This is a genomic window from Halobacillus sp. BAB-2008, from assembly GCF_000328325.1.
Taxonomy (GTDB): domain Bacteria; phylum Bacillota; class Bacilli; order Bacillales; family Halobacillaceae; genus Halobacillus.
Map to the genome: position 1 here is coordinate 21,239 of NZ_ANPF01000002.1, position 19,043 is coordinate 40,281.

18 protein-coding genes and 1 pseudogene are annotated in these 19,043 nt (G+C 47.7%); 8 read left to right on the top strand and 11 right to left on the bottom strand.

The features are described 5' to 3' along the window. Positions 1-8: 8 nt before the first annotated feature. Positions 9-818, bottom strand: a complete 810-nt coding sequence (recX, locus tag D479_RS00915) for a recombination regulator RecX (protein ID WP_008632606.1) — start codon at positions 816-818, stop codon at positions 9-11. A 110-nt stretch (positions 819-928) separates the two neighbouring features. On the opposite strand from recX, the gene D479_RS00920 reads away from it, so the two are divergent. The 5 genes from D479_RS00920 (at position 929) to D479_RS00940 (ending at position 5,719) form a co-directional block, all read left to right on the top strand. Continuing rightward, entirely contained in the window at positions 929-1,837 is a 909-nt protein-coding gene (locus tag D479_RS00920) for a TIGR01777 family oxidoreductase (protein ID WP_008632607.1), read from the top strand. 251 nt (positions 1,838-2,088) lie between these two features. Then, positions 2,089-3,210: an amidohydrolase gene (locus D479_RS00925; protein ID WP_026578592.1), complete on the top strand. Its 1,122-nt coding sequence runs from the start codon at positions 2,089-2,091 to the stop codon at positions 3,208-3,210. Between the two features lie 206 nt (positions 3,211-3,416). After that, complete coding sequence (locus D479_RS00930; protein WP_008632609.1) at positions 3,417-4,217, top strand: DUF4397 domain-containing protein; 801 nt, start codon at positions 3,417-3,419, stop codon at positions 4,215-4,217. Beyond that, entirely contained in the window at positions 4,218-4,922 is a 705-nt protein-coding gene (locus D479_RS00935) for a class F sortase (RefSeq protein WP_008632610.1), read from the top strand. Positions 4,923-5,167: 245 nt separating this feature from the next. Next, positions 5,168-5,719 (top strand): GNAT family protein, encoded by a 552-nt coding sequence (locus D479_RS00940; protein WP_008632611.1) that lies wholly within the window; start codon positions 5,168-5,170, stop codon positions 5,717-5,719. Positions 5,720-5,737: 18 nt separating this feature from the next. On the opposite strand, the gene D479_RS00945 is transcribed toward D479_RS00940, so the two are convergent. Continuing rightward, positions 5,738-6,424 carry a DUF3298 and DUF4163 domain-containing protein gene (locus D479_RS00945; protein ID WP_008632612.1) on the bottom strand — a complete coding sequence of 229 codons (687 nt, stop codon included), beginning with the start codon at positions 6,422-6,424 and terminating at the stop codon, positions 5,738-5,740. A gap of 133 nt (positions 6,425-6,557) precedes the next feature. Between D479_RS00945 and D479_RS00950 the strand changes: the two genes are divergently transcribed. Then, complete coding sequence (locus D479_RS00950) at positions 6,558-8,807, top strand: EAL domain-containing protein (protein WP_008632614.1); 2,250 nt, start codon at positions 6,558-6,560, stop codon at positions 8,805-8,807. 63 nt (positions 8,808-8,870) lie between these two features. After that, the gene (locus D479_RS00955) at positions 8,871-9,230 is read left to right on the top strand and encodes a Lin0512 family protein (protein WP_008632616.1); all 360 of its coding nucleotides are present in this window, start codon (positions 8,871-8,873) and stop codon (positions 9,228-9,230) included. A 32-nt stretch (positions 9,231-9,262) separates the two neighbouring features. Here D479_RS00955 and D479_RS00960 read toward each other — a convergent pair whose 3' ends face one another. From D479_RS00960 to D479_RS00985, 6 genes are all read right to left on the bottom strand, one after another. Beyond that, positions 9,263-9,931 (bottom strand): TraR/DksA C4-type zinc finger protein, encoded by a 669-nt coding sequence (locus tag D479_RS00960; RefSeq protein ID WP_008632620.1) that lies wholly within the window; start codon positions 9,929-9,931, stop codon positions 9,263-9,265. A 102-nt stretch (positions 9,932-10,033) separates the two neighbouring features. Beyond that, positions 10,034-11,170, bottom strand: a complete 1,137-nt coding sequence (locus tag D479_RS00965; protein ID WP_008632622.1) for a bifunctional cystathionine gamma-lyase/homocysteine desulfhydrase — start codon at positions 11,168-11,170, stop codon at positions 10,034-10,036. Between the two features lie 4 nt (positions 11,171-11,174). Then, positions 11,175-12,092: a cysteine synthase family protein gene (locus D479_RS00970; RefSeq protein ID WP_008632625.1), complete on the bottom strand. Its 918-nt coding sequence runs from the start codon at positions 12,090-12,092 to the stop codon at positions 11,175-11,177. A 21-nt stretch (positions 12,093-12,113) separates the two neighbouring features. Further along, a complete protein-coding gene (locus D479_RS00975) occupies positions 12,114-12,572 on the bottom strand; it encodes an S-ribosylhomocysteine lyase (RefSeq protein ID WP_008632626.1) in 459 nt (152 codons plus the stop codon). Positions 12,573-12,576: 4 nt separating this feature from the next. Beyond that, positions 12,577-13,236, bottom strand: a complete 660-nt coding sequence (locus D479_RS00980; RefSeq protein WP_008632627.1) for a class I SAM-dependent methyltransferase — start codon at positions 13,234-13,236, stop codon at positions 12,577-12,579. Positions 13,237-13,364: 128 nt separating this feature from the next. Continuing rightward, positions 13,365-14,546, bottom strand: a complete 1,182-nt coding sequence (locus D479_RS00985) for a DEAD/DEAH box helicase (protein ID WP_008632629.1) — start codon at positions 14,544-14,546, stop codon at positions 13,365-13,367. Between the two features lie 160 nt (positions 14,547-14,706). Between D479_RS00985 and D479_RS00990 the strand changes: the two genes are divergently transcribed. Next, complete coding sequence (locus tag D479_RS00990; RefSeq protein WP_008632630.1) at positions 14,707-15,894, top strand: M14 family metallopeptidase; 1,188 nt, start codon at positions 14,707-14,709, stop codon at positions 15,892-15,894. A 41-nt stretch (positions 15,895-15,935) separates the two neighbouring features. Here D479_RS00990 and D479_RS00995 read toward each other — a convergent pair whose 3' ends face one another. The 3 genes and pseudogenes from D479_RS00995 to D479_RS01005 form a co-directional block, all read right to left on the bottom strand. Then, positions 15,936-16,277, bottom strand: a complete 342-nt coding sequence (locus tag D479_RS00995) for a hypothetical protein (protein WP_152413292.1) — start codon at positions 16,275-16,277, stop codon at positions 15,936-15,938. A gap of 111 nt (positions 16,278-16,388) precedes the next feature. Continuing rightward, positions 16,389-17,761, bottom strand: a pseudogene (gene argH / locus D479_RS01000) (argininosuccinate lyase). After that, the gene (locus D479_RS01005; RefSeq protein ID WP_008632637.1) at positions 17,754-18,989 is read right to left on the bottom strand and encodes an argininosuccinate synthase; all 1,236 of its coding nucleotides are present in this window, start codon (positions 18,987-18,989) and stop codon (positions 17,754-17,756) included. The pseudogene argH and the gene D479_RS01005 overlap by 8 nt, the downstream one beginning before the upstream one ends. Between the last annotated feature and the right edge of the window lie 54 nt (positions 18,990-19,043).

Here is a 19,043-nt window from a genome sequence, read left to right on the forward strand (position 1 = left end):
GTTCTTTTTTAATCTTCCAAATGCTCGTCTAAAAAGCGATCGATCAAATCGAAAGGAAAACCTTTCCTGTATAAACCCGCTTTGATCTTCTGCTTACGCTCGTATCCTTCTTTGGATGCGAACTTACGCTTCAGCTTCTCCCCCTGATAGACGACCGCTTCCCATTCCGAATCCTCCTGCTTTTCATCGGGCAGATTGGCAAGTACCTCCTGGATGACATCCCCGGTAAACCCCTTCTGCATCAATGTCTGCTGAATATTTTGGATTTGTTGACGGTGCGATTTCCGACCATCATGGTTTTGTTTCTTCTCGGCAAATTTCATGGCTTTCTCGTACTGCTTGTCAAACGTATAGTATTCAAGAGCCGCTTCCGCCGCACTGGCAGCCACGCCTTTTTCCATCAATTCTTTCTTGAGAATATGAGGACCTTTGCTTGAGGTCATGATCCTTGTCCGCACCAGCGAAGCGGCAAACTCCTGGTCGTCCAGCAGACGCTCCTTCTTCAATCGTTTGACGATTTCATCTATGTGTTCCGGATCCGCTTCTTTCCCTGTCAAATAGTCACGAATTTCCTTTTCCGACCGCATACGGTAGCTTAAATAATGAATAGCAAGGGTATAAGATTTGTGAAGCGTATCGGTCTGAATCAAAGCGTTGATCAGAGCATCGTCCATCTCCATGTTCTTCTGGAGACGATATTGGACGAGAACGTCTTCATCGACACTGAACCCGTACTCTTCTCCATTTCCCTTATCCATGAAAATATTATATCTATGTTTATGTTTCTTTTGCGTCGTGATTCTAGTGAGCTTAGCCATATCCATCACCTCTTTTTCAGTTTAGCATGTTACCTGGTATGGGAACATGGATTTGAACCGCATCAGAAGCGTAAACTAATCAAGTCTTACTATCGCAAGGAGGAGAATCAATGAAAATTGCTGTTACCGGGGGTACCGGTTTTGTTGGATCGCAGCTGACAGACCAACTGGTTAAAGCAGGGCATGATATTTACATATTGACCCGGAGCCCCGAAAAACATGAGAATCAAGAACGGGTCACTTATGTAGGGTGGCTGAAGGATGAGTACCAACCGGAAAATCACTTACCTGCCCTTGACGCTATTGTTAACCTTGCCGGCCAGTCATTGAACAGCGGACGCTGGACCGAGGAAAGGAAACAGTCGATCCTTGAAAGCAGAATAAAAGCAACCGAGGGTGTGCTCACCCTGATCGACCGCCTTCCCCAACCACCCGAAGTCCTTGTCAATGCTTCCGCCGTGGGCTTTTACGGAAGTTCTCATACGAAAACATTCACCGAAGAGACGACGGAACCAGGGAACGACTTCCTGGCGGACGTAACGGTGAGGTGGGAAAACCTCGCTTCCCAAGCGGCCGATAAAGGAGTACGTACGGTGTATGTCCGGTTCGGAATCATCCTTGGTGAACAGGGAGCTCTTCCGAAAATGATCCTCCCCTATAAGTGTATGATCGGTGGAAACCTCGGTTCCGGAGAGCAATGGATGTCATGGATCCACATCCGCGATGTCGTCGGACTGCTTACATTCGCCCTTCATCATAAGGACACACAGGGACCACTGAATGCCACGGCACCCAATCCGATAAGAAACAAGGATTTCGGCAGGACACTTGCAGAAGTAATGAACCGTCCCCACTGGCTCCCTGCCCCGTCTTTTGCTTTGAAGGCCGCGCTCGGAGATATGAGCACCCTGCTGCTCGACGGACAGTCGGTGCTGCCGAAAAAAGCACTATCTGCAGGATATGAATTCGAATACCCTGAATTAAAAGCTGCCCTTACGTCTATCCTGAAAGAAAGATAAGATGAAGAATCGGATAAAGAGATAAGACCCTACACATATATAGCAGGGACTACGGAAGGGTAATTCCGGGCAGCGGGCTTAGAGAACCGTGCGGGCTCCTGCCCCCCTTGGTAAGCGGCCCAACTTCCAGACGGAAATCACTTCTTAACAAGCCGGAAAAGAACGAAACAAACAGTTTCGTTCTTTTCCGTGAGCCAACCAGCTGAAATCAAGTATAATAAAAGTAATAACATTTGAAGGGCTGTATGTATATGAACACTGTAATTAAGAATGTCCATATTCACCCGATCACCTCCCCTTCCATCCCGAACGGCACCATTTACATCGTGGATGGAAAAATTCATGACTACGGGGTCTCTATCGCCCTGCCGGAACAGGCGGAATACATTGACGGCAAAGGGATGGATCTATATCCGGGGTTTGTCGACGTCCACACCCACCTTGGTTTATATGATGAAGGAACGGGCTGGGCCGGCAGTGATGCCAACGAAACGATAGAAGCGGTCACCCCTCATTTACGAGCCATTGACGGAGCCCATCCATTGGACCCTGCATTCTTCAACGCGAGAAAAGCCGGAGTCACAACAGCGCATATTATGCCTGGAAGTGCGAACATGATCGGCGGGATGACGTCTGTTATCAAAACGGTCGGTCATACGATCAACCATATGATCCTCCGTCACACCGCCGGTCTGAAACTGGCACTTGGGGAAAATCCGAAACGTATTCACTCCCAATCAAAGAATGCATCGATCACAAGACTGGGGATTATGGGGACGCTTCGTGAAACGTTCTATGCGGCGATGAAGGATCCGGATCCCGGCTTGAGAGTACAACCGATCATCAAAGCATTAAACAAAGAAATACCCGTCCGCATTCATGCTCACCGCGCGGACGACATCATCACAGCCCTTCGTTTTGCCGATGAATTTGATCTGGATCTCCGGATTGAGCATTGTACGGAAGGCCACTTAATCGCTGACGAACTGGCAGGAAGGGATTTACAGGTGTCTGTAGGCCCGACATTCACACGCGCGTCCAAGATTGAGCTGCGTAACAAGACATGGCAGACGTATAAGATTCTGCATGATTACGGCATTCGGGTATCGATAACTACTGATCACCCTTACACACCGATCCAATACTTGAACATATGTGCAGCCCTCGCCGCAAGAGAAGGAATGGAAATAGAAGACGCGCTTCGGGGCATTACCATCGTTCCGGCCAGAAACCTTGGTGTAGACGACCGCGTGGGGTCCATTGAAAAAGGAAAAGATGCTGACCTCGTTTTATGGAGCGGGCACCCCTTCGAGTATCTTTCCAAGCCGATATGGACGATGATTGATGGGAAAATGGTATATTTCCAGGAATAATACAGAAAGTAAAACCAGGAACTGTTTCCTGGTTTTTTGTTTTGGGTTTCTATATAACCTATCAGAACCTATACACAGGATTGAAATGTGTGAATAAGGAGAATGTTATAGGTGTGCACCTCCTTTTTTCGTTTTTGAACACGGTTGAAACTGCTGAACAATAACGACAGCAGTGGAGATAAAAAAACTTTGGTAGGAGTGGAGAAATGAAGAAGTTTATTACCTTATTTACTGCTGTCGCTCTTGTTCTCAGTCTGTTTGCCCCATCGGTTTTTGCAGACGGTCATGAAAGTAATGCCATGGTCCGGATTCTGCATGCCTCCCCTGATGCACCAGCCGTAGACGTTTATGTGAATGATGAGGCAGTTGTGGAAGGAGCCGAGTTCAAAGCGGCTACAGATTACATGGAAGTTCCTGCCGGGGAACACAAAGTAGAGATTTATGCAGCAGGAACAAAGGGAGAACAGGATCCGGTCATTTCTACTACCGTAACGGTTGAATCCGGAATGGCTTACACAGCGGCTGCCATTAATAATTTGGACAGCCTCGAATTAAAAGCTCTCCAAGATTCCATGGATTCAAGTGAAGGGATGGCCAAGATCCGTGTCGGCCACTTCATCCCGGGAGCACCAGCAGTAGATGTCGGACCAATTGACGGAGATGCCCTGTTTGCAGGTGCTGAATTCCCTATGGTAACAGATTACAAGGAATTGGAGCCTGGAACGTACGACTTGGAAGTACGGACGACAGACGGCACACAGCTGATCGACTTGTCCGGAACTACCTTGGAATCGGGTAAAGTCTATAGCGCTTTCGCTGTAGGTACAGCGGATAATCCGGAAGTTCTTCTGCTTCAGGATTCGAATGCCATGCCTTCCGAGATGCCTGCGACCGGCTTGGGCGGAACGGCAGCATCCTCTTCCTCCACTATCTGGTATGCAGCAATTTTAGGGGTACTGGCCATGGGTGCTGGCCTGCTGTTCACACGTAAACGTTTCAACACGTAATTGCGCCATATAGTATATTCTCTGGCCCTGGGCTGCCTTGTCTTCTTTATCAGTCTCCTTTTACTGAATACACAAGAAGAAGAAGGCGTCCAGGTCCTTTCTGTATCTGAAGATTCCAGCACCTCTGAGGATATAGAAAGCGCCAAGGAAAGAGAAGCGCCGATAAAGAAAAACTACGAGCAGGCTGTAACCGTCCACAACCGTGTTCAGGAAGGGATCGTTCCTTCCAGATTGGTCATTCCTTCTCTCGGAGTTGATGCGCCTGTCCGTGCTCTTGGTTACACGGAAGAAGGCGGCATGGCTGTGCCGGACAATATTACGGATGTCGGCTGGTTCGAGCCGGGAACGAAACCGGGAAACCAGGGTAATGCAGTGATTGCAGGACATGTCGACGGCAAAAGTGGTCCAGGTGTGTTCTATGACCTTAAAGACCTGTCTTCAGGTGAGGTGATAGAGGTTTACGATCGTACGGGTCAAAAAAAGACGTTCATCGTTTCCCAAGTGGCGGCTTATCCGTATGAGGATGCCCCCATCCGTGACTTGTTTGGACCGTCGAACCAAGCCTCTCTGAATTTAATTACGTGTACCGGTCCTTATGATGCAGATGCCTCTACTTATTCCAAAAGGTTGGTCATCTATTCTGTGGCAGAAAAAACCTCCTCTACCAGCGATCATGGACAACAAAAAAATAATCGTCCAACTTGAAAAAATCCATTCACTTTTTTTAAGTTCTCGATTATTATAAAGTTAGATGTTCATTTATACGTTTTTGGTGTAGGGAAGGCAAATGGTGCGCCACCAGCATGATGCTGGTTCTAGTGGGTTCGATTCCCACCCCGAATTTTTGTGAGCTGTTGATAAAAATTCGAGGGTGGGCCGAATCCGGCTAGGTGCATGCTTTTTTCCCTATGCATCCGGTCCACCCTCCTCATTACAAGGAGGGATTTTTTATGCTGAAAAAACGTGACCTACATGACGCCCCGGTACTTTTTGAATTGATGAGTCATCCCGAAGTCTTTCCGTACGTCCGCCACAAAGCTGCATCAAGTGATGAGTTTTATTTCTTGACGAAGCAGACGATAGAAGCAGAAGATCGGGGGGAATTGATTTCACGTACCATCCTTGATGAGTGGGCACAGCCGATCGGCACGATCAACCTTTTCGACGTGACAGAAGGTAAGGGTTTTCTGGCAACATGGATTGGCAAACCCTATTTCGGTAAAGGTTACAACCAACCTGCGAAAGAGGCCTTCTTTGAAGAATTGTTCTTCCAACTCGGCATCGAAGCGATCTTCATGAAGATCAGGAGAACCAACATCCGATCCATGAAAGCGGCCTTGAAAATCCCTTATGTATCCTTGGCGAACGAAACGTATCCGGAAGTTCTCCAGCAGATCAATGGAGTAGAAGATGTTTATGACTTGTATGTCATTACGAAAGAACAATATATGTTCCATTATTACGGAGACCAGAATCAAGAAGAAGAAATGTTAGAAGCATAAGCCAAGGCTTATGCTTCTTTATTTTAAATAGGCGGAAGTATAGGACGGAACAGGAGCCCGTTTTTCTTTCGGATGCTCTTTCTTCATCCCCTTTAAAGGAATCGACATCTCAGGTGTACCAAACACGCCAGGAGCGACTTCATACTTATTGAATACCAGTACGATTTTGTCTTTTTGAAGATAGTAGGCGGTATTGTCCCTTACACCGCGGAACGTTTTCTGAAAGTACGTATCAGGATCGGATTGGATAATTTTTTCCACAGCTTTGTTTAACCGATCCATGTGAACAACCTCTTTTAAAGGTCTGATCTCCCCTGCTGCTCCATCCACAAAGTTCACAGATGAGACAGTCGAATTATAGCGGTCCCCCCGTGAGATATGAGATGTCATGACAACCGAGAAGAACTCCTTCTCTTCGTAGACAATCGTTTCTTCATAATACAAATAAGGGATGCCTATCGACTCACCTGCGCCCCTCTTGACCATACGGAATTTCTCTTCCAACTTATCGATGATGTCATTGTTCACCCGCTCCTGTATCGCCTTATTCTCCAGTTGCTCAAACAGCGGATAGTCGACATGGATTTCCCAGCCTTCTGTCACTTGATCTTTGTGAACGATTTTGTACTGACTTTCAGCAGCGACACCAGTGCTGTACAATAGAACGAATACAATAGCCAACAGGGCTACATTTAAGCGCTTCAAAGCACATCCCTCCTGTACTTCTTAGCTTATCCCAAAGCGCTAAAAGTAAAGCATCCAGTAGAAATAATTCGAATCATGTCGGATAAACGTAGTACACTATAGACAATCCAACATAAATAAAGGGAGTGCAAGCATGGATCAATCCCCTCTGGTCACTACATCATTCATGTCGAGTCTTCTTACGAAAGACCCTTTGAATGCCGTCTCCTACATATTGGAACAATGCTGTCTTTATTTCAAAGCGGATGGAGCATTCCTTTACCGTCAAGAGAAGGAGGAGGGTATGTTTCATTCATCGTTCGAGCACGTGAACGATTCACGTTTCTACCCACTTCCTGGAATCCAGTGGTACGGAAAGCCCGGGGAGATCCATAACGTTTCTTCCCTCTTTCCAGGCGAAGAAAAGGCAGCAGCGGTTATGCTGCCCTCGGAAAAAGAAATAATTATTCTCGCCGGTCATAATTGTGACATCGAGGCATCAGAAATAGCTGGACTGTTACCCATATTAGAAGCCTGCACCCTTCCATTACGTCAGGGTCCGAAATCGTATTCTTCCCGCGCAAATCGAGAAGAGCGCATTCGCCGTCAGCAGTCGGAGCTGATGAAAATCATGAAAGATGCCCGACTTACAAGGATCGATCTGCTGCCTGCTTTTGAAATGATTTGTAACACAACGATTGAAACCCTCGATACGGACAGAGTCAGCGTCTGGATGTTTGATGAGGCTCGTGAAAACCTTCAAGTGGAAGCTATGAAGGAAAGAGGGGATAGGACCGTTGATCCTCCAATGAAAAACCTTCCCAGGAATGCTTTCCCAGCCTATTTCTCCGCATTGGAGAACGAGCGCACACTGGCTGTCAGTAATACAACACAGGACGACCGGGTCTTTGAGCTGAGCGAAGCTTTTAACCAACCGAATAACGTCCTGGCTATGCTGGATATTCCGATTATCTGCGGTGGCGAAATGGTTGGTGTCCTCTGCTGTGAACAGTTCGACCGCTCGCGTCCATGGGATTTCGATGAGAAAGCTTTTGGTACTTCCATTGCGGATATGGCAGCCTTCATCACCGAGCATGTGAAGCGGAAAGAAGCGGAAATGGAGCTTGAACGAATCGCTTACTATGATTCGTTGACGAACCTTCCGAACCGACATTGGATCGAACATTACCTGGATGACGAGATTCAGAAAGATCAGCCCTTTGCAGTCCTCTATATGGACATTGACCGTTTTTCTGCTTTTAATGAAGAACTGGGGTACCGGGTGGGAGATCAACTGATTATGGGTATAACGAGACGCCTTAAATCCGCTCTTCATGGGAGGGACAAACTTGGATGGTTCCAGGACGGTTTTGTTGTCCTGCTGCATGATCCGGGAGAAGGCATTCAGCTTCATCAGAGGATCAGCCATTATTTACAGCAGTTCCATGCTCCTTATTCTATCGAAAGTCAGGATATATACGTAACGGTAAGTACTGGAGGGGCTGTTTTTCCTGACCATGGAGATTCACCGGCGACCATTATCCGTCATGCGCACCGTGCGAAGACCGCGGCTAAACAAAACGGACGCAGCCAATTTCGGTTCTTTGACCCGGAGATGGATCAGGATCACCTCGCTTACGAACGGTTCCAACTGAATTTAAGAGAGGCGCTTGATAAGGACCAGTTTGAATTGTTTGGTCAGTCTCAGGTGCAAGCATCTACTGGAAAAGTGAGAGGAATGGAAGCTTTGATACGCTGGGAGCACCCGGAAAAAGGTCTGCTCCCCCCGGCATTATTTTTACCGCTTGCAGAGATGACGGGCATGATTGTAGAAATCGGCGAGTGGGTGCTTCAAACCGGTCTTGCTAAGCTGAATGAATTAGAAAACGCCGGCTACACTGGGTTAGTCATGAGTATCAACATTTCGCCGCAGCACTTCGAGCATCCGTCCTTTTTGAAGACGCTCGAAGCAGCGCTCGCCCAGTCAAGGGTGAACCCTTCTCAATTATTACTGGAGGTGACCGAACAGGTTGCCTTCCGACAGGAGAGCAGGACGGTGGAAACCTTAAGGAAAATGGAACGTATGGGCGTCCAAATCGCCATCGATGATTTTGGTACTGGGTATTCGTCGATGAAATACTTAAGCCTTTATCCAATTCATACGCTGAAAGTCGACCGCAGCTTTACGAAAGATCTGCTGCTCAAAGATAAAAGCCGCATTATTGTTAAGACGATGATTGAACTTGGACAGAGCCTTGGATGTGAAGTCGTCGTGGAAGGCGTGGAAACTGCCGAAACGGCTGATTACCTTCAAGGCATCCATGCGGACATGTTGCAGGGCTTTTATATTGAAAAGCCACTTCCTTCCGCCCTGCTCCATGAGTGGATGAGAGATCAGGAATGATTTCCGTTTCATTCCCTGGTCTTTCCTGTGATACGATAAACAGTAAGAAAGGTGGTTCAATACATGGAACAATTAATGTTTATACAAACCGGGATGGGTACGGATGTTCATGGTCAGGATGTGACGAAAGCTTCTGTTCGTGCCATTAAAAATGCCATCCATACTAATTCGATGCCGGGCATCCATACCGTGCTGCCGGAGCAATCCCTTGATAACATGAAAATCAAAGTGAAGCTGGCGGTCCCATGCGATCATGATAAGCTGGATCATGATGCCGTGAAACAAGCCATTCCATACGGGGACGTCACCATTGAAGTGATGGAAGGCGGCATGCTCACATCGAGTGGAATCCTGCTCAAAGACAAAGAGGACAAGAACGATTTAATGTACATTGTGAACGCCGCTGTCGAAGTGGGATATTAAAAAGAGCCTGAGCAATCCGCTCAGGCTTTCCTCTATTCTTCGATTTCTTCCAAATCATCCACATACTTATCGTAGTGCACGTTACGTTCAAATCGGACGTGATCCGCACCTGTGTAGCCATGAATATCGGTTGATACAAACGGTTCGTATTCTTCCACATATCCGACCCCGTCCTGATTGTCCATTAAGGAAGAGTCATCATAGGTCATAGCGCTTTGATTGAAAGACGCTACTTGTTCATAGGCATTCTGCTCATTGTATTCCGGCGTCATGCGGATCTCTCCATAGGCTTCTTCCATTTCAGAAAGCACCTCTTCCTCCGGCGGACGGCCTGAATAAAGCCTGTCGTTCGGAGATTCTTCCGCAATCGTTCTGGCGGTGGGAAGAGCATCGAGCCTTTCTTTTGGTATCTGCCGCCCGGTCTTCTCACAAACACCGTACGTACCCTTTGCTATTTGAGTAAGCGAATAATGAATATCAGAGAGCTCTTCACGCAAATGCCCGGACAACGCGAGATCTTTCTCACGCTCATAAAGCTCCGTCCCGGAGTCAGCAGGATGGTTGTCATACTGCGACAACTCTCCGGAAGCCATATCACTCGCGAAACCACGTTCCAAGCCGAAATTCGCTTCTTCTTCCATTCGTCGTTCTATTTCACGCTTACGTTGCTGTAATCGTTCTTTGTATATAGTGTCATCCATTTTATCTCCACTCCTTGACTTGCCCCCTTAGTTTGGCACGATCAAAAGACACCTATACAGACAAACAAAAAGAGCATCCCATCATCGGAATGCTCCATTTTTTTACGCGCGTAAAGCGGCCAGAAAGTCTTCTTTTAAGTCCTCTATATCTTCCAAACCGATGGATACGCGGATCAATCCGTCTGTAATACCGAGCTCAGCTCTGCGATCTTCGGGAATGGAAGCATGCGTCATCATAGCAGGAACAGAAATTAAGCTTTCTACTGCTCCAAGGCTTTCCGCCAGTGTGAAATAGCGGACGTTTCGCAGAACTTTGTCTGCTTTCTCCCCACTGCCGACGTCAAAGCTGATCATTCCGCCGTTCCCTCTCGCCTGAGCGTGGTGAATGTCACTTCCCTTATGCGAGGACAAGCCCGGATAATAAATCTTCGTCACTTCAGGAAGGCCTTCAAGAAAGCTTACGAATTCCTTCGTATTTGCTTCGATCTCCTCCATGCGGATTCCAAGCGTTTTGATCCCCCGCATAAGCAGCCAGGAGTCCTGTGGACCGAGGATTCCTCCGGTGGAATTCAATACGAAGTGGACAGCTTCTGCAAGTTCCTCCGAGTTCACAACGACAAGGCCTGCCACGACGTCACTGTGACCGCCTAAATATTTCGTTGCACTGTGAAGTACGATATCTGCTCCGAGGTCGATCGGATTCTGCCAATATGGTGTACTGAACGTATTATCGACAATCAGCGTCAGTCCCTTGGCACGGGCAAGTTCCGAGACCCGTTTCAAGTCGGTGATTTTCAATAGAGGGTTTGTTGGAGTCTCTACGTAAATGGCTTTCGTATTCGCTTGGACAGCCGCTTCCACCGTGTCTACGTCGCTCGTATCCACAAAACTTGCTTCCAAACCGAAGCGGTTGATTACTTTGGATACCATCCGGTACGTACCGCCATAGACGTCATCGGTGAAAATTACGTGATCGCCTTTATCAAAGGTCATCAATACAGCCGTGATCGCCGCCATTCCTGAACCGAACGCAAAGCCGCGGTGCCCCCCTTCCAATTCCTTAATCAACTCTTCCAAGGCGAAACGGGTCGGGTTTCCTGTCCGGGAATATTCATATCCGCGATGCTTTCCAACACCATCCTGTTCATAAGTGCTGACTTGATAAATCGGAACACTGACCGCGCCTGTCTTCTCATCTCCAGTAATTCCTCCATGGATCAGCTGCGTTTTCTTTCTCATTTCATCACTCCTCATATATGCCTTGGCTTAGATATCTTTCACTACTATCCGGAAAAATGGTCACGATCTTCGAGCCCGGTTTGGCGGAATCCGCTTCTCTAAGCGCTGCTTCGAACGCCGCACCGGAAGAACTGGCTACCAGCAGCCCTTCCTTCCTTGCCAGCTCCCTCACCCTTTGAAAGGCGACATCATCGGAAATCGTATGAATCGCATCGAAGTAAGCTGTATCCATATAGGAAGGCAGAAACTCCATTCCGATGCCTTCCGTACGGTGAGATCCCGGCTTACCACCATTCAGAATCGACCCTTCCGGTTCCACGATGACGGTTTTAATTTCTTCTTTTTTCCCTTTTAAATACCGGGCCGTTCCCATAAACGTCCCCCCGGTACCGGCGCCGGCAACAAAAATATCTATATCACCGTTTAAATCCTGATAAATTTCAGGTCCTAAGGAATCCGTGTACGCTTGAGGGTTCGCTTCGTTGCTGAACTGCTTAGGGCTGTACGCACCGGGAATGGTCAGGCACAGCTGCTCTGCCTTCTCAATGGCTCCCCGCATGCCTTCTTCTGTAGGCGTGTGGATGACTTCAGCACCGAGCGCCCGCATCAACGTCTGCTTTTCTTTACTGAACTTCTCCGGTGTAACAAAAAGAACCCGGAAGCCCCTGCCGATTGCGGCCAGTGCCAATCCTATACCGGTGTTCCCCGCTGTAGGCTCGACAATGGTGCCACCCTCCCGAATCAGGCCTTTCTCCAGTGCATCCTCAATCAGTTTTAAACCCAGGCGGTCTTTGACACTACCGCCTGGGTTCATGAATTCAAGTTTGGCAAATATCCTAACTTGATTCGGGATGTCTGAATGAGTGAGTTCAATCATAGGTGTCTGACCGATCAGTGACTGTATATTCTTGACGTAACCCATCGCATTCTCATCTCCCGTATATTAAAAGACTTCCGTCCATTCGCTGCGTTTCTCCAGCAGCTCCTTCGCAAGTTCCTTCGCGCCTTCGAGGCTGTGACTGGCTGCGAACCCACACTGTACTTCATTGCAGGCCGGCACTTCATCGGCTTCCAGAACGTCGTTCAATGTTTTCTCAATGACTTCAAGGACATTGTCGTAGCTGTCATCATTCAATACGGCTATATAGAAGCCGGTCTGACAGCCCATCGGACCGATATCAATGATTCGATCGTGGTGGTTACGGCTGTTCTCCGCCATCAAATGCTCCAGGGAGTGCAGCGCAGGCATATCCATATATTCCTGGTTCGGCTGCTTGATACGCAAATCGTATTTATATATTTTGTCGCCGTGTTCTCCTTCTGTCACTCCTACAAGACGCACATAAGGTGCTTTCACTTTCGTGTGGTCTAAGTTGAAGCTTTCTACGTTCATTTTTGGCATAAGATCATTCCCCTTTGTTCGCTTGTATGAGCCAAGCGTATTTATTCAGCTGCTCGAAGGACACTTTAAACCCTTGAGCAATAAACGCCTCCCTTAATTCTTCTAGATAGGCATAGTATTCTTCCTGCAAATCCTGTGCTAAATTTAAAAATCCCGCTTCTTCCGCTTTACGGATCAGCCTCTGTTTATGTGCTTCATCCTGGAAGATGGTATCAATAAAGATGACTTGACCGTCTGTATCCAGCTGGTCGTGGAAGCTTTTGATCGCTGTTTCCTTTTCCTCTTTGGTCAGGTGGTGGAAGGCGAATGAGCTGACAATGGAACGAATCGGAGTCCCAAACTGCGGGTAATCCAGAAAGTTCCCATCATATATTGCTGCTTCCGGACATTTCATCTTAGCAATTTTGCGCATTTCCGAAGAGGGTTCGACTCCGATTACCAATTTTCCTTGATCCACCATCCGGCGGGTTAAATTGGCTGTGCCGACACCGAATTCCATGACAGGCGATACGGACAAAGCGGCGAGGCGGGCAAGCATTTCATCGTACCCGTCGAACACTTCCCTATATTCGGGATCTTTCCCGGCTACTGTGTCATCATACGAACTCGCCCATTGGTCGAATAAGTCGACGAATTCCATTCCCATTTCGTCATCTCTCCCCATAATTTATAATTCCTATAAGTAAACTCGGAATTACATTGTTACTATATCATATTTCCAGACGCCGCTCAATGTTAAACTTTTGTCACTATTCCATAAAAAAAAGACGAAGGCCTCCCGGGCCTCGTCTTTTATTTTCTTCTACGCCTATTATGACGTGGTTTTCTTTCCGTATCTTCCTGTTCCTTCCGCTTTCCTGGTGAAAGACCTTCGATCGTCCGGCGTTCCAGTTTTTCACTGATGAACCTCTCAATATCTCTAAGCGCTGGTTTGTCCTTCGGTGCAGCAAACGTGATCGCAAGTCCCTTGCCGCCTGCTCTCCCCGTCCGTCCGATCCGGTGCACATAGCTTTCCGGATCCTGCGGGATGTCATAATTGAAAACGTGAGTGACACCTTCCACATCCAATCCCCGAGCAGCAACGTCTGTTGCTACCAGATACTGCAGCTTCGCTTCACGGAACCGCTTCATCACTTTTTCCCTTTTTGCCTGGGAAAGATCTCCGTGCAGCTCATCCGATGCAAATCCTTCTGCGGTCAAGGCATCGTTCAACTTCTTCGCCCGCCTTTTCGTCCGGCAGAAAATCACCGCAAGGAAGGGACGGTGCTCCCTCATGATTGTCAGGAGCGCGGCCTGCTTCTGCCTGTCCGTCGTCTCATAGAGAAGCTGCTTAATATTCGAAACCGTGACCTGCTCCCCTTTTACTGAAATACGCGCCGGGTCCTTCAGCATCTTTCTACCAAGCTTCTGGACCTGCTTCGTAATCGTCGCTGAGAAAAGCATCGACTGTCTCTCGGCATTCATTTCAGAGAGAATCGCTTCCACATCAGGAAGAAATCCTGCTTCAAGCATCTGATCCGCTTCATCCAGGACAAGGTGACGGACGGACTGGAGGCTGATCGTCCCTCTCCGCATATGATCGAGGAGCCTGCCCGGCGTCGCGATAACGATATGGGCTCGTCCGTTCAACTTATTCGCCTGCTTCGCAACATCCTGTCCACCGTACACTGCGAGGACATGAGTAGACGCATCCTTCACTTTCGTCACTTCCTCCGTGATCTGCAGCGCAAGTTCCCTCGTCGGGGTAATGACGACAGACTGTACCTCTGCCAGATCCGGGTCAATATTGTGCAGGATAGGCAGCAGGAAGGCGAACGTCTTGCCTGTTCCGGTCTGTGCTTCTGCGATGATATCCCGGCCATCCATTAAAGCGGGGATGGCTTCCACCTGTATATCCGTAGGAGAAGTGACGCCTTGCTGCTTCAGCTTTCCGACTAAATGGGAAGGCACTCCTAATTGTTCGAATGTTTGCATGTATATCACTACTTTCTTCAACTGAGGCCTTGGATGGCCATTACGCCTTATTGTACCTGAAATCCAGCTGCTATGTATCGTTTTTTAAAAAACTGTAGAGAAAATGACTTCATGCTCCTTTTCCTCTTTCCATATACATATAAGGAGAGGAGGCTTTATCGTGGACGTAAAAGTGAGAAGTGGAGATACGTTATGGTATTATGCCAATTTGTTCAATATCCCGCTGACTTTACTAATAGACTCCAATCCCGGGATCGAACCGGGTGAACTCTCCATAGGTCAAACCATCTTTATTCCGGGTTACGAAACAAGCACCTATACCATCCAAAAAGGAGATACATTATGGAAGTTGGCGAGCGAGCGGAGAATCTCCCTGGACGCGCTTGCTCTATTAAATCCGGGGATAGACCCCTCACGTCTCGTCATCGGCCAAAAACTAACTATTCCTGTCCTTGTGACTTACCGGATCCTCGACGGGAACCAACCGTATGACTCGACTATTCTTCGCAAGGATATCGATAAGCTCCTCGCTTTGTATCCATATATCCGGAAGAATGTCATCGGTCAAAGCGTCATGGGCAAAGACCTGGTGGAGCTTCAAATCGGACGCGGTCCGAAAGTGGTTCACTGGAACGGCTCCTTCCATGCGAATGAGTGGATCACAACTGCTGTCATCATGCAGTTTCTCAACGATTATGTCCTCGCTTTAACAAATAAAGAAACGATACGAGGGCTTGATATGCTCCCCTACTATGATCAAATCACCATATCGATCGTCCCGATGGTCGATCCTGATGGTGTCGATCTCGTCTTAAACGGCGCGCCCGAAGGAGAATTCGGCAGAGAAGCATTGCGCATTAATCAAGGAAGTAATGATTTCACCGACTGGAAGGCGAACATCCGCGGGGTGGACCTTAACAATCAATTTCCTGCTAAGTGGGAAGTGGACGCCGCGAGAAAACCGACGGCACCAGCTCCGCGTGATTTTCCCGGATATGAACCACTGACAGAGCCGGAAACGATCGCCATGGCCGAGTTGGCAAAGGATCGGAACTTCGAAAAGATGCTTGCCCTGCATACGCAGGGTGAGGTCATCTTCTGGGGATACGAGGGATTAGAGCCTGCGGAATCCATTGCCATTGCAGAAGAATTCGGGAGAGTCAGCGGCTACGAGCCCATCCGCTATGTAGACAGCTTTTCCGGCTATAAAGATTGGTTCATTCAGGAATTCCGCCGTCCCGGATTCACCCTTGAGCTGGGAGAAGGAGTAAACCCGCTTCCACTTGACCAGTTTGATGAGATCTATCAAGAAACAATGGGGATCTTCCTTGCCAGCCTATACATGTAAAAGAAATCACCTCCGTCTTTCTGAGGAGACGGAGGTGATTATCATTTCAATAATTTTTTATCTACATGGCCGCCGTGGTCCTTCATAATTTTGAGGGCTTCTTCCAAGGACTCTTCCTCTACGGAAAAGTGCAGCACATGAGTCAAGTGCTTTTTATCTGTCAACGCTTCTTCATGATCATGTTTTGGTGAAATCACTTCTGTGAAGGTAAACGTACCTCCCCCTGTTGATGTCGATCCTGCCAACGGAACAATCGGTGTCAAGTCCGCTTCCTCTGGAACAGCTTCCACCATTTCTCCTTCCACCGCTAGCTTCTGCAGGGACGACTTCGCCCCCTCGGCATCGTTCTCTGTTTGAAAATAGGCTTGTACATACTTAGACATGTCACATACTCCTCTCGAGATTAAGGTCGTATGGTTATAATAGCCTTCCAGACATTTTTCAAACGTTTTCATTACTATTCTCTTCCATTAGAAAAGAAAAAGGACACCTGCTCAACCCAGATGCCCTTTTGCCAATTGCAATTGCTTAATCACTTGCTCAAATCCTGTTCCACCTTCACTGTTTCGTGCCGCTACTACATGATCCGGTGCTAGTTTCTCATATATATCCGCTTCAAACAGCTCGGAAAATTCCTTATACTCCTCCATTTTCAAATCGAGCAGATACTTTTTGTTTTCTATCGCATACAGAACGATTTTTCCGATGACTTCGTGCGCTTGACGGAAAGGCATGCCTTTTACTGCCAGGTAATCAGCGATATCCGTCGCATTGGAATAATCTTCTGTGACTGCCTTCTTCATCTCTTTATCATTGACTTTCATGGATGCAAGCATCGGCGCAAGCAGCTGCAGTGCTCCTTCCAGCGTTTCAACGGTATCGAACATACCTTCCTTGTCTTCCTGCATGTCTTTATTGTAGGCAAGCGGGAGACCTTTAAGCAAAGTAAGCAGTCCTATAAGGTTTCCGTATATGCGACCGGTTTTCCCTCTCAACAGTTCAGGAACATCCGGGTTCTTTTTCTGCGGCATGATACTTGATCCTGTACAGAATGCGTCATCGAGCTCCACAAATTGGAATTCCTGACTTCCCCACATCACAAGTTCTTCCGACAGACGGGAGATATGCATGATCAAAATCGAAGAAATCGATAGAAACTCAAGAATGAAATCCCGATCGCTCACGGCATCCAAAGAGTTGGGATACGGTTGGTCGAACCCCAGCGCTTCCGCTGTCATCTGACGATCGATTGGATATGGTGTACCTGCCAAGCAGCCGCCCCAAGTGGTGACCAGTTGACACGCTTCAAGCTGTCCTGCAATCTTTCTTTATCTCTTTCAAACATCCAGAAATAAGCAAGGAGATGATGTCCGAAAGAAATCGGCTGGGCGCGCTGCAAATGTGTATAACCAGGGACAATGGTTTCTACATGGGATTCCGCCTGATCAACAAGAGCCGCTTGGACTGCTTCCAGCAATTGAATGAGATCCTTCGTCTTCTCTCTCAAATACAGATGCATATCTGTCGCTACCTGGTCATTCCTGCTTCTCCCTGTATGCAGTTTGCCGCCAACGGGACCAATTTCATCAATCAACAGCTTCTCAATATTCATATGAATATCTTCATGCTCTACAGCGAACGTGACGTCCCCGTTCTTCACCTTTTGCTCAATAGTTAACAAACCATCTTTGATTTGAGCAGCTTCCTCTTCGGAAATGATGCCGCACGCGCCGAGCATCGTAACGTGTGCCATGCTTCCCTTAATATCCTGAAGGGCCAGTTTTTGATCAAAGCCGATGGAAGAGGTGTACTCTTCCACCAGTTTATTCGTTGGTTTGGTAAAGCGGCCGCCCCACAGCTTAGTCATGCGCGCTCACCTTGGCTTTGTTCAACAGCTTATCGCCTTTATGAACATCAGCATATACTTTCGTCGGAAGCCCCCACAGTTTAATGAAACCGACAGCTGCATTGTGATCGAACGCATCTTCTTTGGAATAAGTGGACAGTTCCTCGTTGTAAAGACTGACTGGCGATTTCTTACCAATCACTGTGTGATGACCTTTAAACAGCTTCACTTTCACTGTACCAGTCACTACGTTCTGTGTTGTCTCTACGAAAGCAGCAAGCGCCGGCTGCAGCGGAGAGTACCATAGACCATCGTAAATGATCTTGGAAAGCTGCTGATCGACATTCGCTTTGTACTGGGATACTTCTCTTGTCAATGTCAGGAACTCAAGCTCTTTATGAGCATTGATCAGGATCATGGCTGCAGGGTTTTCATACACTTCTCTTGATTTGATTCCGACAAGGCGGTTTTCTGTATGATCGATACGTCCGACTCCGTGCTCTCCACCCAGTTCATTCAAGTATTCGATCAATTCTACAATACCCATTTCCTTACCGTTAATAGCTACCGGCTTCCCTTCCACAAAATCGATATCGATCGTTTCCGGCGTATCCGGAGTTTTCTCAATAGGATTCGTCCAGGCGTATGCCGCTTCCGGAGCCTCTTTCCAAGGATCCTCCAGAACGCCGGCTTCGCAGGCACGTCCCCAGATATTCGCATCGATGGAAAAAGGATTTTCTAAATTGACAGGAATTGGAATTCCATTCTCTTCTGCATATACGATCTGTTCATCACGAGTCATTCCCCACTCCCGGACTGGAGCGATCACTTCAAGGTTTGGATTCAAGGCCTGGATGGACACTTCGAAACGAACCTGGTCATTTCCTTTTCCTGTACAACCGTGTGCGACAGCTACTGCGCCTTCCTGTTCCGCTACCTCCACCAACAGCTTGGAGATTAATGGACGGGATAGTGCAGAAGACAGCGGGTATTTCCCTTCATACAGCGCGTTTGCTTTCAAAGCGGGAATCAGGTATTCCTCCGCAAGCAGTTCCTTAGCGTCCACCATAATCGCCTTAATCGCACCGACGTCCAGCGCTTTCTGACGGATCTTCTCCAAGTCTTTCCCTTCACCAACGTCCAACCCTAAGGCGATGACATCATATCCGTACTTTTCCTGAATCCATTTCACTGAAATCGAAGTATCCAATCCACCGGAATATGCGAGTACTACTTTTGGTTTTGTCATAATTAAATTCCTCCTAGTTATTTATATCCATAAAAAAACCGTCTCCTACTAAAG